This is a genomic window from Microcoleus sp. A6-C6, from assembly GCF_036705955.1.
GTDB lineage: Bacteria > Cyanobacteriota > Cyanobacteriia > Cyanobacteriales > Microcoleaceae > Microcoleus.
Window position 1 is genome coordinate 1 of sequence record NZ_JAUBVR010000032.1, and the last position, 12961, is coordinate 12961.

Below are 12961 nucleotides of genomic sequence, written 5' to 3' on the forward strand. Positions count from 1 at the left end.
ACGTAACAGATTGTTGCAGTTAGCAAGGTAGGAATCATCAAGACGCCGAACCAACCTACATAGAGGCGGTTGTCGGTCGAAGTGACCCAGTTGCAAAACTGCGACCACAGATTGGCGCTTTCGCGCTGCTGTAAGGTTGCTGTCATTGTTTTATGATTGCTTTATTTGGTTTTCAACGTTCGTGACGGATTTGTGTTCCGCCATGTAAATAAACATAAACCTTTTATTTCAATTTGTAAAGGCCCTTTAAGCACATTTTTTGTAATGAGTGTTATAAGCATAGCTAATATAACGCTGTGATGGTTGCTGTATAAGGAAAATAAAAGCAGGCTGGAGAATTTGCGGGCGATCGCACCAACAAAAAAAATGCTCATAATTTAGCTGGTAACCAGATTCGGGACAGGCATGAGTGTTAAGATACATGAAGTAGTGCGATCGCCAACCGCAAAACTCACATTGAGAGATACATATATGTTGTTGGTCAAGTTCGATCGATAAAAGTCCCAACCAATGTCCCGCACCATCACCTACAGCCCCGCTTATACTCTGGTTCCCACCTACGAGTGTTTCAACCGCTGCACCTATTGCAATTTTCGTGCCCAACCGCTGCAAAGTCCTTGGCTGACACTCCCAGAAGCAGAAACACAGCTTAAGTTGCTGCTTCCTCAAGGTGTAATTGAAATTCTGATCCTCAGCGGCGAAGTACATCCCCAGAGTCAACGGCGCAAAGCTTGGTTTCAGCGGATTTACGATTTGTGCGAACTGGCACTTAGTCTCGGATTTTTGCCCCATACTAATGTAGGGCCGCTCAGCTTTGAGGAGATGGCGCAGTTAAAACAGGTGAATGTCTCGATGGGGCTGATGCTAGAACAGTTGTCGCCCGATTTGTTACAAACTGTTCACCGACACGCACCGAGTAAAGTGCCGGCGCTGCGGCTACAACAGCTAGAATTGGCCGGGGAATTACAGATTCCGTTTACAACAGGTTTGCTGTTGGGAATTGGCGAAAGTGAGGCTGATTGGATTGAGACTCTGGAGGCGATCGCCCGGATTCATTCGCGCTACAATCACATTCAAGAAGTTATCTTGCAGCCTCACAGTCCGGGAAATCAGCAAAGTTGGGACGGTGAAGTTTTTGATGCTACAAAAATGCCACAAGTAATTGCGATCGCCCGCAGCATTTTACCGGCTGAAATTTCCCTACAAATCCCGCCAAATTTAGTTGCAAAACCGGAGATATTGCTGGGTTGTTTAGAAGCAGGTGCGACAGATTTAGGCGGAATCGGGCCATTGGATGAAGTGAATCCCGATTATCCTCACCTGCAACACCAAACTCTAACAGAAATTTTAGCAGCAGCCGGATGGCAGCTCGTGCAGCGTTTGCCTGTTTATCCTCAGTACGATAACTGGCTGCCGCAAACATTACAAACTGCTGTCAAACAATGGAGAGTTAGTCGGTTAACGGTTAACGGTTAACGGTTAACGGTTAACTGTCAACTGTTAACTGTTAACTGTCAACTATTAACTGTCAACTGATTGAGCTTTTAAATCAAAGAACCGCCGCCATCAATCCAGACTTCAGTACCCGTGATAAAACTGGAAGTATCCGATACCAGAAATAACACTAATTTCGCGATATCTAGGCTAGAACCAGCGATATTATCAGTCAAAGGAATCATATCTTGAAGGCAATCGCGATCAACTGGAATGCGATCGAGATGGCGCTTAACAGTGCTTTCATTGATCCCAGTTAGCACCCCGCCCGGACAGATAACATTGACTCTGATGTGACTCGGAGAAAGTTCTAGCGCCAGCATTTTTGCTAAAGCTACTTGGGCAGCTTTGCTGCAAGCGTAAGCTGTAGCGCCAACTTTTTTGAAGCTTCTTGTACCATTAATCGATGAGGTAATCACAATCGAACCTCCTTGTTTTTTTAAATAAGGAACTGCATATTTTACAGTCAAAAATGTTCCCGTCAGATTGGTGTTAATTGTCTGTTCCCACTCATCGAGTGCTATCTCTTCTACCGGCGACCAGATACCGTTAATCCCCGCATTGGCGAACACAATATCAATTCTTTGATATTCGTCAAAAATTGTTTGAAATGCCTGCTGCATTTGCCCAGAATGCCCCACATCTGCGGCAATTGCCAGCCCGCTGCCTCCTTCATTGATTAGTTGGCGGACTGTTTCTTGCGCCGTTTCTAAAGTTAAATCGATAATCGCAACTTTTGCGCCTTCCTTGGCCATTAACATTGCTGTTGCACGACCAATTCCCGACCCGCCGCCGGTAATAACGGCAACTTTTTCTGCAAGTTTCATATTTTTTTATGTAAATATTTTTGGGGCGACGCCTATAAATATAAGTATAGAGAGAGAGGACTGAAGTCATCACTACGAATAGGCTTGACTCATCAAAAACAGCTAAGTAAAAATTTGTTTGATGCGATAATTATAGCGGTAAGGTGCGCCTCGCGCACCCTACTTTAGACAGAGGATTCCGTCAAGATTACCGTCATATTTACTGCTGCGGAACCCAGACAGAAACTGAACCGGCGTTACACCTAAAATCTGCCCAACCATCGTCATTAGTTACGATGGGTTCTTTGACGTGCTCCATGATGTCAATATAAGTTCGATTAGGCTGTCCGACTTCCATAAACTTAGTGCCATCGCCTCCGTTACTTAGTACCACAGCCATGCCACCAGGGTGTTCTTCATTTCCGAGTCGCGTCCAGCCAATTGTGTTAGCGTGGTCGAAGTAATCGTATTGATTGCCGTAGGAATAAGTTTGGCGCGCCCACAACAATTTATCCAAAATCCACTGATGTTTGTCTAACCAAATCTCGTATTCATTGCCATCGTTTGCTGTATCTTTATAGTGATCGCCGTAATAATCCGGGTAAAAAATACAGGGATATCCTTCACGCCGCAGCAGGATTAAAGCGTAAGCAAGCGGTTTAAACCAAGACTCGACAACTGATTCTAACGATTGCAAGGGTTGAGAATCGTGGTTGTCAACCAAAGTAACGGCTAGAGTTGGTTGCTGTTGAACGAGGGTGCCGTCAAAAATTGTTCGCAAGTCGTAGCTGTTGCCGGCTTTGCTAGCAGCGTGGAAGTTATAGTGGAGTGGCGCATCAAATAAGGATACTTTACCGTCCGTTGCTTGGATGAAGTAGTGCAAAGCTTCCACTTCATAAGACCAATATTCGCCGACGGCAAATAGGTCGCGTTTGGCATAGTTACGGACGTGTTCCAACCACTCTTGAAAAAATCCTGCTGCTACGTGTTTGACGGCATCAAAACGAAATCCGTCAACGTTTGTTGTATCCACATACCACTCGCCCCAGTATTTTAATTCCCCGGTGACTTCTGGGTTGTCCATATCTAAGTCGCAACCCATGAGGTAGTCAAAGTTGCCTTTTTCTAGGTCTACTCCCTCATCAAATTCTTTGCCTTTTAGCAGGTAAACTGCATGGGTATCAGTGTCGTAAGCGTTGTAATCAATGGCGTCAAAATGCCACCAATGCCACTCCATACTAGAATATTTTTTGTCGCGGCCGGGGAAAGTAAAATGCGTCCAAGCCTTGATTTTTTGATATTCGCCTATTGGGGCATTCCGGTTATCCATATCGAAGGGTGTGGCTTCAGCTTCTTCTTCTTCATCGGCACCTAATTTGTGGTTGAAGACGACATCGGCATAAATCCGAATTCCTGCATCTTGGGCAGCTTTGATTGCACGCAAATACTCATCTTTTGTACCGTATTTAGTGCGTACTGACCCTTTTTGGTCGAATTCGCCTAAATCGAATAAGTCGTAGACACCATAGCCGACATCCATACCGCCGCCCGTTCCTTTATAAGCGGGTGGCAACCACAGAGATGTAACGCCAATTTTAGCTAAATCTTTTGCTGATTCTGCTAGCTGATTCCACAGGTTTCCGTCGTCGGGGGTGTACCAGTGGAAATACTGCATCATGACGCCATTGACTTCAGACATATTAAGTTTTTCCTGTTTTTTAAAGTTGCCCGATTTATTGTTGTTAGTTGCCGATCGCTCTAGCTATTTCTGCAATCTACGGTCATTACAAATGATAAAATATATGAATGAATAATAAAATATATCTTTTGACAGATTGACAATTTTGTACATTGTATAGAAATATTTTTTAGCATATGTAACAGCGCAAAAAATATGTTCTAGGGCTTGTGATTATGCGATCGCAAACCTGCTTGATATGATGTCAGCTTGAACGCAGACAATTAAATCGGTTTTTACTGAGGATAAATTGGTTTGTAGTGAGGACTTCAGTCTTCTGAGTTTTGAGGCGGACACAAGTCCGAACGATCGAACTTGGTAACGGTTATTTTACGGAAAATAAGATGATTCTTCGATTGGGTCGATCGCACAATCACCTCTTAAGTGTCAAATATCAAGATGTTGCAGGTTCTCCGGCTACTCGCTCAATCTTAGTATCCCAAGTACCGTCGATCGCCAATTCGAGCAATCTAAATCCGGGCCCGATGGTGTCGAGGACAATCGGAGAGGTTTTGGGTAACAGTTGGATGCAGGTACTGGGCGTGCCCAAGTAGGAAACTTCGCCTCGCTGTTGGTGAAATTCTTGGTGAATGTGGCCGCAAAGGACTATTTTGATTTGAGGGTATCGATCGACAATTGCGAAAAATTCATCGGCATTGTGCAACATCATGCCATCCATGATTTCACAGTCGATCGCCAATGGATGATGGTGCAAGGCAATCATAACAGAGCGATCGCCCGTTTGTTGCAGTTGAGAATCCAGCCAATTCAAACTCTCTGGGGAAAGCCGCCCGCCGTCGCATCCGGCTTCGACACTCGAAAGCAGCAGAAATTGCCAGTTTCCCAAGTGAAATGATTTTTCTGGGGAAATTGGCGGCTTATCTAATATTTGGGCCATAACTGGAATGTTGTCGTGGTTTCCCGGTATCCAGTAGGCGGGAATTCCCAGCGGGGCGATGAGGGAGGCGAGGCGCTGGTAAGATTCGGCTGTTTCGTCTTGGGATAAGTCGCCTGTCAGCAAAAGTAAGTCGGGCGGCGGCTGGATCTGTTGGAGGCGATCGAGAACTGTTTCGAGGGTGCGGGCTGTCGATATCCCTTTCCATTGTCGATCGATCTGTGCAAATAAGTGAGTGTCGGTGATTTGGGCGACTCGGAGGGGAGAATCTGGTGTCATGGCTGCTGTTGCGGGCGAAGCGGAGGCGATCGAGCTATTTCTACTGTAGCCTGGGATGGGGTTGTGGGGGCGATCCTCTTCGAGGGCTTCGCTAACGAACTTTGGGCGATGGAAATTTTTGAGATATATGTTGAAATAATCAGGATTTGGTGTATTATCGTATAACGTCAATTTTCTGACGTAACGGCGGCATAGCCAAGTGGTAAGGCAGAGGTCTGCAAAACCTCCACCCCCAGTTCAAATCTGGGTGCCGCCTTTTTTAATTTCAGCCTTGGTAAGTCTCATGGTTGTTATAGCAGTTTTCAATTCGATGCAATACAGCAGGGAAACGGCACTACCGTGTCCTACCCAATATTTGTACTTCATTCAATTGAAAACCGCTATTATCGCCGCTGGGGAAAAGTTTTATGCCAAGACAAAAGAAACCAGACCAAAAAGCGATCGCCCAATATAATCACGAAGACAAGCAACGAGTCAATAACCCACCAGTCGGACTCGTTACGCCAGAAACCGATCCCGATGGCGATCGCAAAAATTATAGCTACGATCCGCACCTCGATCCGCAGTTAGTTTGGGCGGGTAAGGCAGAACATACTAATTTTGCAGTACCAACAGTTTCGCTGCACGTTCACGAACGCATCGATCCTCGGACTATTATAGAAGCAGTTCGCAAGGAAAATCAAAGTCAGGGTGTGCAGTTATCTCTGTTTGAGATACCAGAAGAAAATCCGCCTATTCGACAGGCGATCGAGTTTTACAAGCATCAGCATAATTGGAGTAACCGTTTGGTTGCTGGAGACTCGCTGTTAGTAATGAATTCCCTGTTAGAAAAAGAGGGAATGGCGGGACAAGTGCAGATGATTTATTTCGATCCGCCTTATGGGATTAAATATGGTTCAAATTTTCAGCCGTTTGTGAATAAGCGGGATGTGAAAGATGGGAAAGATGAGGATTTGACTCAAGAACCGGAAATGATTAAGGCGTTTCGGGATACTTGGGAGTTGGGGATTCATTCTTATTTGACTTATTTACGCGATCGATTGTTATTGGCTAGGGAGTTATTGTCCGAAAGTGGTAGTATTTTTGTGCAGATTTCTGATGAAAATTTGCATCATGTTCGGGAAATTATGGATGAGGTTTTTGGAGCAAATAATTTTATCTCTATAATTCCATTTGTAACAACAAGCAGCCAAACTAGCAAGCTTCTAGCAACGATCTGTGACTTCGTTGTTTGGTATGGAAAAGATAAAGATAAAACGAAATTTTATCAAATTTACGATGACAAATTAGCTGGAGAAACGGGAGGAACCAAGTATAATAAAGTTGAGTTATTTAATGGCAATATATTGTCATTAAATCAAGCGTTAGATAAATTCAAGGGAAATCTTCCAGATGGTTCACTAATATTTAGAGCTAGTCCGCTAGTGTCTCAAAATGGAGGAGATAATAGCCGTTTTGAGGTTGAATATCAAGGTAAAAGTTTTAAACCAAGGACAGGTTTTTGGAAAACGAATCAAATTGGAATGCAGAATTTAATTTCTGCTAACCGGATTATTGTTGAAGGTAATAGTCTCGCCTTTATTCGTTATTTGAGTGATTTTCCTGTATATCCTTTTGGAAACTTATGGAGTGATACATGGGGAGTACAAAGTCGCAGTAACCCCAAGGTTTATGTAGTTCAAACTGATACCAAAATTATCCAACGCTGCCTCATCATGACAACTGATCCAGGCGATTTAGTCCTCGACATCACCTGCGGAAGCGGCACAACTGCCTACGTTGCCGAACAATGGGGACGCAGATGGATAACCTGCGATACCTCAAGAGTAGCAATAACCCTAGCCAAACAACGGTTAATGACCGCCACCTTTGACTATTACCAACTGGCAAAACCCCAGGAAGGCGTAGGTAGTGGTTTCAAATATAAAACCGTCCCTCACATCACCCTCAAATCTATCGCCAATAACCCCGAAATCCGGGAAGGCATGAACCGCATAGAAATAGAACAAGCAATTAATAAATACGCCGACCAAGAAACCCTCTACGACCAACCTTTACTCGATAAATCAAAAGCCAGAGTCACCGGCCCCTTCACCGTAGAAGCCGTCCCCGCCCCCACAGTCAAACCCATTGATGACATTATCAATCCCCCCGTAGCTGACAATTCAATCACCCGTTCTGGCGAAACATTGCGACAATCAGAATGGCGCGATGAAATGCTAAAAACAGGGATTCGCGGTAAAAACGGACAATACATTTTATTCTCGCGAGTCGAACCTTTACCAGGCACTCGTTGGCTTCATGCCGATGCCGAAACCAAACCCAATGACCTCGGCGCTAATACCGTAAAAGAAGCTAGTGGTACCTATGATAAACCCACGCGAGTCGTTATTTCCTTCGGGCAAGAACACGCACCCCTAGAACAACGCCAAGTTTCCCAAGCCATCGAAGAAGCCCAAACTTTAGTCCCCAAACCCAAATTAATCATCTTTGCGGCCTTTCAATTTGACCCCGAAGCATCCAAAGACATCGACGAAACTAACTGGCCCGGTGTCACGCTTCTGAAAGCACAAATGAACGCCGATTTACTAACAGAAGACCTCAAGAAAAAACGCGCTAGTAACGATAGTTTCTGGCTGATGGGTCAACCAGATGTTGCACTGCGCCGCATCGATAAAGGGGAAAATCAAGGTAAGTGGGAAGTCGAAGTTTTTGGCTTCGATTATTATAATACCAAAACCGGAAATATTGAATCGGGCAGCGTCGAAAAAATTGCCATGTGGATGTTAGATATTGATTATGATGGTAGAAGTGTTTTCCCCCGTCAGGTTTTCTTCCCAATGGCAGGGGAAAAAGATGCTTGGTCACGTCTAGCCCGCAATCTTAAAGCCGAAATTGACGAGGATTTAATTGAGTCTTATCAGGGTACTGTTTCCTTGCCTTTTGAAATGGGAGAGTATCAGCGGGTTGCTGTAAAGATTGTAGATGATAGAGGGATTGAAAGTTTGAAGATTATTCGGTTAACCTAAGAAACCCGGTTTCTGGAAGGGTGCTATAATGGGTTAAAATTTTTAATTTTAAGAGGGTTTAACTATGACTCTGGCTATCAATAAAAAAGATGTAATTTTTAGGTTAGTGTAATGATTATCTCTCATATTGTTCTCAAGAATTGGAGAAACTTTCGGTTAACAGACGTAGATTTGCGCGATCGCGTCTTTTTAGTTGGCCCAAATGCTTGCGGTAAATCTAACTTTCTCGATGCTTTAAGATTTCTACGCGATCTCGCTAAACCAGGTGGAGGTTTACAAAAAGCTGTCAGCGATCGCGGTGGCGTGTCAAAAATTCGCAGTCTTTACGCGCGTCGATATTCAGATGTTGAAATAGAAATTCATCTTTCAGAGTCGAATGCTGAACAGCCATCATGGAAATATAGTCTGGGAATTAAACAGAGAAAAGGTGGAAAAAATGAGCCCATTGTGGCTTACGAACGAGTCTGGCGAAAGGATGAACAAATTATCGCTCGCCCTAATGAAGATGATATCAAAGATGACTTAAGACTAACTCAGACTTATTTAGAGCAAATTAATACTAATGCTGAATTTAGAGAAATTAGTAAATTTTTAGAACCGATTTTATATTTACATTTAATACCTCAATTGGTTCGCCATCCCGAAGCTTTTGCTATCCCTGGACTTGCGGAAGATCCTTTTGGCAGAACTTTTTTAGAACGCATCGCTAAAACTTCGGAAAAAACCAGAAAATCGAGATTAAAAAAAATAGAGGAAGCTTTAAGATTTGCGGTTCCACAGTTAAAAAATCTCACAGATATGAAAGATGAAATGGGAGTTCCTCATTTGGAAGCAATTTATGAACATTGGCGACCAGGAGCAGGAAAGCAACGAGAAGACCAATTTTCTGACGGCACTTTACGCTTAATTGGTTTGCTTTGGTCACTATTAGAAACCGATTCATTATTGTTGCTAGAAGAACCCGAACTTTCTTTAAATGCGGCTATTGTTAGTAAGCTACCTGCTCTAATTTATCGTTTGCAACGTCAGAAAAAACGGCAGGTTATTATCAGTACCCATAGTGCCGATATACTATCCGACAAAGGTATTGGCGGTGAAGAAGTTTTACTAATGACTCCTAGTGCAGAAGGTACAAAAGTAGAATTAGCTTCTTCAATTGCAGAAATTAAACAACTATTAGAAGTCGGTTTGAGCGTGGCTGATGCTGCGCTACCCCATACGGTTCCCCCAAATATTGAGCAACTAACTTTGTTTAAATGACTGATATTCCCATCAATTTAGCAGTTGAAGATGCCCTCAGTGAAGCAGTTCTTAAAGAAATGTTGAAACAAACCGATCGCCCTTTTTCAATAGGAACTTGTTTGAGTCGTGGAGGATATGGCTATCTCAAAAAAATTACACCCGGACTAAATCAGGCGGCTGCTGGAATGCCATACTTAATCTTGACTGATTTAGATAATGCAGAATGTCCTCTCGCCATAATTTCAAGCTGGCTAACTCAACCCAAGCATCCAAATTTGATTTTTAGAGTGGCGATTAAAGAAGTAGAATCCTGGTTACTTGCTCATAGAGAAGCTTTTGCCGAGTTTTTAGGTATTACCGTTAGTTTAATTCCAGCTAATGTTGATGAAATTGCAGATCCAAAACAACTTTTAATCAATCTAGCTCGTAAATCGAGAAAGCGAAAGTTGCGGGAGGCGATCGTGCCAGAACGTAACAGCACTGCTAAAATAGGGAAAGATTATAACGGTCAACTCATCGATTTTGTTCAAAATTATTGGCAAGTTGAATCAGCACAAGTCAATTCCCGCAGTCTGCAACGAGCGATGAATGCACTGATAAATTTTCAGCCAACCTGGGAAGCATAAGCAAATCAAAATAAAATAATATGTCATCAAAAAACATCGACCAACTTATCATCAATTCTCCCTACGAAGAACCCAAACAATATTGGCATTACGATCGCACTTCTCGCCTATTTAACCTTACAGATGGGAGAAGACCCGCAGGCTATATCATTGCTTCCGAAAACTCCAAAACCTTCGACGACCCCGGTAAATTCGTTGAAATACCTTTAGTTAACCAAATCCGTCCCCGCGTCAAAGCTTGGAGTAGTCAAGGATACCCAGGAGTTACAGGCGTTACCAAGCGTCTCCTAGAACACTGGAACAACCGAGAAGAACGCAATAATCCTTTCTTTTTCTGTCAGTTAGAAGCCATAGAAACCTTGATCTGGCTAACTGAATCTCCACCGTCCGAAAAAGTTGGCATTGATATTCCTTCAGATGGTGGAAACTTCAAACGTCTTTGCTCGAAAATGGCAACAGGTTCGGGGAAAACGATCGTCATGGCGATGTTAATTGCATGGCAAATATTAAATAAAATTACTTATCCCCAAGATACCCGTTTTTCTAAAGCTATTTTTATTGTTGCACCGGGACTAACAGTTAAGAGTCGTCTGCAAGTTCTAATTCCATCTGCGGAAAATAACTACTACGAAGTTTTCAATGTTGTTCCGATTGGTTTGTTCGACAAACTCCGTCAGGGTAAAGTTATCATCTGCAATTGGCACGCCCTGAATTGGGAAACAGAGGAACAAATTAAAAAGAGAAAGGGCGTTGATAAACGCGGTGCTAAAAGTAATGAAGCTTACGCCCGCGAAGTGTTAGGAGAAATGGCAAATTCTCACAATATTGTTGTCCTTAATGATGAAGCGCACCACGCATGGCGGATTTCTGCGGAATCTAAAGTTAAAGGTGTTAGTAAAGAAGAATTAGACGAGGCGACAAAATGGGTAGGTGGACTCGATCGCATTCACCAAGCTAGAAAAATCATCACCTGTTTCGATTTCTCGGCTACACCCTTCGCCCCTTCTGGCAAGAAAAGCTCAGAAGAAGCCCTATTTAGCTGGATTGTCAGTGATTTTGGCTTAAATGATGCGATCGAATCAGGGTTAGTCAAAACCCCTCGCGTCGTAATTCGCGACGATGGTAAACTCACAAAAGATTACAAATCTCGTCTCTACCATCTCTATCGAGATCCCGAAGTAAACGATGATGTGAATCGTAAAGCCAAACCCAACGAATCTCTCCCAGATTTGCTTAACAACGGCTACCTTTTACTCGGAAAAGACTGGCTAGAAACTGCTCAAGCATGGAAAGAAGCTGGGCATAAAGTTCCACCCGTAATGATTTCTATTGCCAACCGCACTGAAACGGCTGCCCGAATCAAGTATGCTTTTGACCATAACAAGATTCATATTGAAGAACTTTGTATTTCAGAACGTACTCTGCACATAGACTCTAACGTGATGAAAATGGCAGAATCTCAGGAAGAAACTAGCGAAATACAAGACCAAACATCAGACGATAACGAAGATGATACCTCTGATGATGAACCAATCCGCAAACTTTCCAAGAAAGAACAAGCAGAATATTTAAGAAAAACCGTTGATACAGTTGGTCAAATTGGAAAACCAGGGGAACAGATTCAAAATGTGATCTCAGTGGGGATGCTTTCTGAAGGATGGGATGCCAAAACAGTCACTCACATTATGGGGATTCGCGCATTTTCTAGTCAACTTCTCTGCGAACAAGTGGTAGGGCGAGGTTTGCGAAGAACAGCTTATGAAATCAACCCGGAAACTAATTTATTAGAAGCAGAATATGTGAATATTTTTGGTGTTCCCTTTACCTTTCTTCCCCACGAATCCGATGAAGGAACACCACCCCCACCACCTAAACCTAAAACGGAAATTAAACCCGATTCTGACAAGCAGCAGTTTGAAATTAACTTTCCCAATATTGTCCGCATTGATTACATTTATCAACCCGAACTAAAGCTGAATATGAGTCAAATTGAGACTTTAGAATTAGATGCCTTTGATAATAGCACACTGGCAGACTTAGCACCGATTGTTGATGGCAAACCAGATGTGACTAAAATTAGGGCAATTGACTTAGAAGATTTAGGGCGCAAACAGCGGATGCAAAAAATTGCCTTTGAGGTTGCGATAGATATTTTTGAGGAGATGAAACCCGGTTGGAAAGGTAATCGAGAATACTTACTAGGCAAATTAATTCGATTAGTTGAAGAAGTTATCCATTCAGATTTAATTAAAATTACACCGCCATTATTTGGTGTAGATGAAATCAGGCGACGCATTCTGATCACCCTGAATTTGAAAAAGATAGTGCAGCATATTTGGCAGGCAATTTACTTAGAAAACACAGAAAAACTTGAGCCTATATTTGATACAGAACATCCCATCCGTTCAACAGGTGATATGCGTCCTTGGTACACCGGAAAACCCTGCGAATACACCCAAAAATCCCACATTAACTGTAGCACCTTTGATAGTACATGGGAAGCGAGCGAAGCATTTGAACTCGATCGAAATAAAAATGTTGATGCTTGGGTAAAAAATGACCATCTGGGATTTGAGATTCTCTATATTTTTGATGGTATTGTCCGCAAATATCGACCTGATTTCATAATCAGATTGAGCACGGGAAATTTTTTAATCTTAGAAACTAAAGGACAACCAAATCGCCAAGATAAGGCAAAATGGGGATTTCTGGATCAGTGGATTGAATCTGTTAATCAGCATGGGGGATTTGGTCATTGGCAACGGGATGTATCAACTAATCCGGCTGATGTTAGGATGATTTTAGATCAAGCTGCTTATCGCTAAAGGGGAAACTGTCAGCTTTTAATACTG

8 protein-coding genes, 1 tRNA gene and 1 pseudogene are annotated in these 12961 nt (G+C 42.9%); 6 read left to right on the forward strand and 4 right to left on the reverse strand.

What is annotated here, in order from left to right; translation table 11 throughout:
- A pseudogene (locus QUB52_RS14780) lies at positions 1-146 on the reverse strand (photosystem II q(b) protein); the annotation flags it as partial.
- A 364-nt stretch (positions 147-510) separates the two neighbouring features.
- On the opposite strand from QUB52_RS14780, the gene cofG reads away from it, so the two are divergent.
- On the forward strand, positions 511-1476 hold the full coding sequence (gene cofG, locus QUB52_RS14785) for a 7,8-didemethyl-8-hydroxy-5-deazariboflavin synthase subunit CofG (RefSeq protein ID WP_332973403.1): 966 nt from the start codon (positions 511-513) through the stop codon (positions 1474-1476).
- 68 nt (positions 1477-1544) lie between these two features.
- On the opposite strand, the gene QUB52_RS14790 is transcribed toward cofG, so the two are convergent.
- The 3 genes from QUB52_RS14790 to cpdA form a co-directional block, all read right to left on the reverse strand.
- Positions 1545-2321, reverse strand: a complete 777-nt coding sequence (locus QUB52_RS14790; RefSeq protein WP_332973404.1) for an SDR family oxidoreductase — start codon at positions 2319-2321, stop codon at positions 1545-1547.
- Positions 2322-2520: 199 nt separating this feature from the next.
- Positions 2521-3999, reverse strand: coding sequence for an alpha-amylase (locus QUB52_RS14795; protein WP_332970519.1), 1479 nt, complete (start codon positions 3997-3999; stop codon positions 2521-2523).
- A 433-nt stretch (positions 4000-4432) separates the two neighbouring features.
- A complete protein-coding gene (gene cpdA / locus QUB52_RS14800) occupies positions 4433-5383 on the reverse strand; it encodes a 3',5'-cyclic-AMP phosphodiesterase (protein WP_332973405.1) in 951 nt (316 codons plus the stop codon).
- Between the two features lie 14 nt (positions 5384-5397).
- Here cpdA and QUB52_RS14805 point away from each other — a divergent pair.
- The 5 genes from QUB52_RS14805 to QUB52_RS14825 all read left to right on the forward strand — a co-directional run bounded on the left by QUB52_RS14805 (position 5398) and on the right by QUB52_RS14825 (position 12934).
- Positions 5398-5468 (forward strand) — tRNA-Cys (locus QUB52_RS14805).
- A gap of 151 nt (positions 5469-5619) precedes the next feature.
- Positions 5620-8241 (forward strand): site-specific DNA-methyltransferase, encoded by a 2622-nt coding sequence (locus QUB52_RS14810; protein ID WP_332973407.1) that lies wholly within the window; start codon positions 5620-5622, stop codon positions 8239-8241.
- A 111-nt stretch (positions 8242-8352) separates the two neighbouring features.
- On the forward strand, positions 8353-9501 hold the full coding sequence (locus tag QUB52_RS14815) for an AAA family ATPase (RefSeq protein ID WP_332973408.1): 1149 nt from the start codon (positions 8353-8355) through the stop codon (positions 9499-9501).
- Positions 9498-10109 carry a hypothetical protein gene (locus QUB52_RS14820; RefSeq protein ID WP_332973409.1) on the forward strand — a complete coding sequence of 204 codons (612 nt, stop codon included), beginning with the start codon at positions 9498-9500 and terminating at the stop codon, positions 10107-10109. Before QUB52_RS14815 ends, QUB52_RS14820 begins: the two co-directional genes overlap by 4 nt.
- Before the next feature lie 20 nt (positions 10110-10129).
- Positions 10130-12934: a BPTD_3080 family restriction endonuclease gene (locus QUB52_RS14825; RefSeq protein WP_332973410.1), complete on the forward strand. Its 2805-nt coding sequence runs from the start codon at positions 10130-10132 to the stop codon at positions 12932-12934.
- Positions 12935-12961 lie beyond the last annotated feature (27 nt).

Coding starts and splice junctions, on each gene's coding strand:
- cofG (WP_332973403.1), top strand. CDS start 511: ATGTCCCGCACCATCACCTACAGCCCCGCTTATACTCTGGTTCCCACC.
- QUB52_RS14790 (WP_332973404.1), bottom strand. CDS start 2,321: ATGAAACTTGCAGAAAAAGTTGCCGTTATTACCGGCGGCGGGTCGGGA.
- QUB52_RS14795 (WP_332970519.1), bottom strand. CDS start 3,999: ATGTCTGAAGTCAATGGCGTCATGATGCAGTATTTCCACTGGTACACC.
- QUB52_RS14810 (WP_332973407.1), top strand. CDS start 5,620: ATGCCAAGACAAAAGAAACCAGACCAAAAAGCGATCGCCCAATATAAT.
- QUB52_RS14815 (WP_332973408.1), top strand. CDS start 8,353: ATGATTATCTCTCATATTGTTCTCAAGAATTGGAGAAACTTTCGGTTA.
- QUB52_RS14820 (WP_332973409.1), top strand. CDS start 9,498: ATGACTGATATTCCCATCAATTTAGCAGTTGAAGATGCCCTCAGTGAA.
- QUB52_RS14825 (WP_332973410.1), top strand. CDS start 10,130: ATGTCATCAAAAAACATCGACCAACTTATCATCAATTCTCCCTACGAA.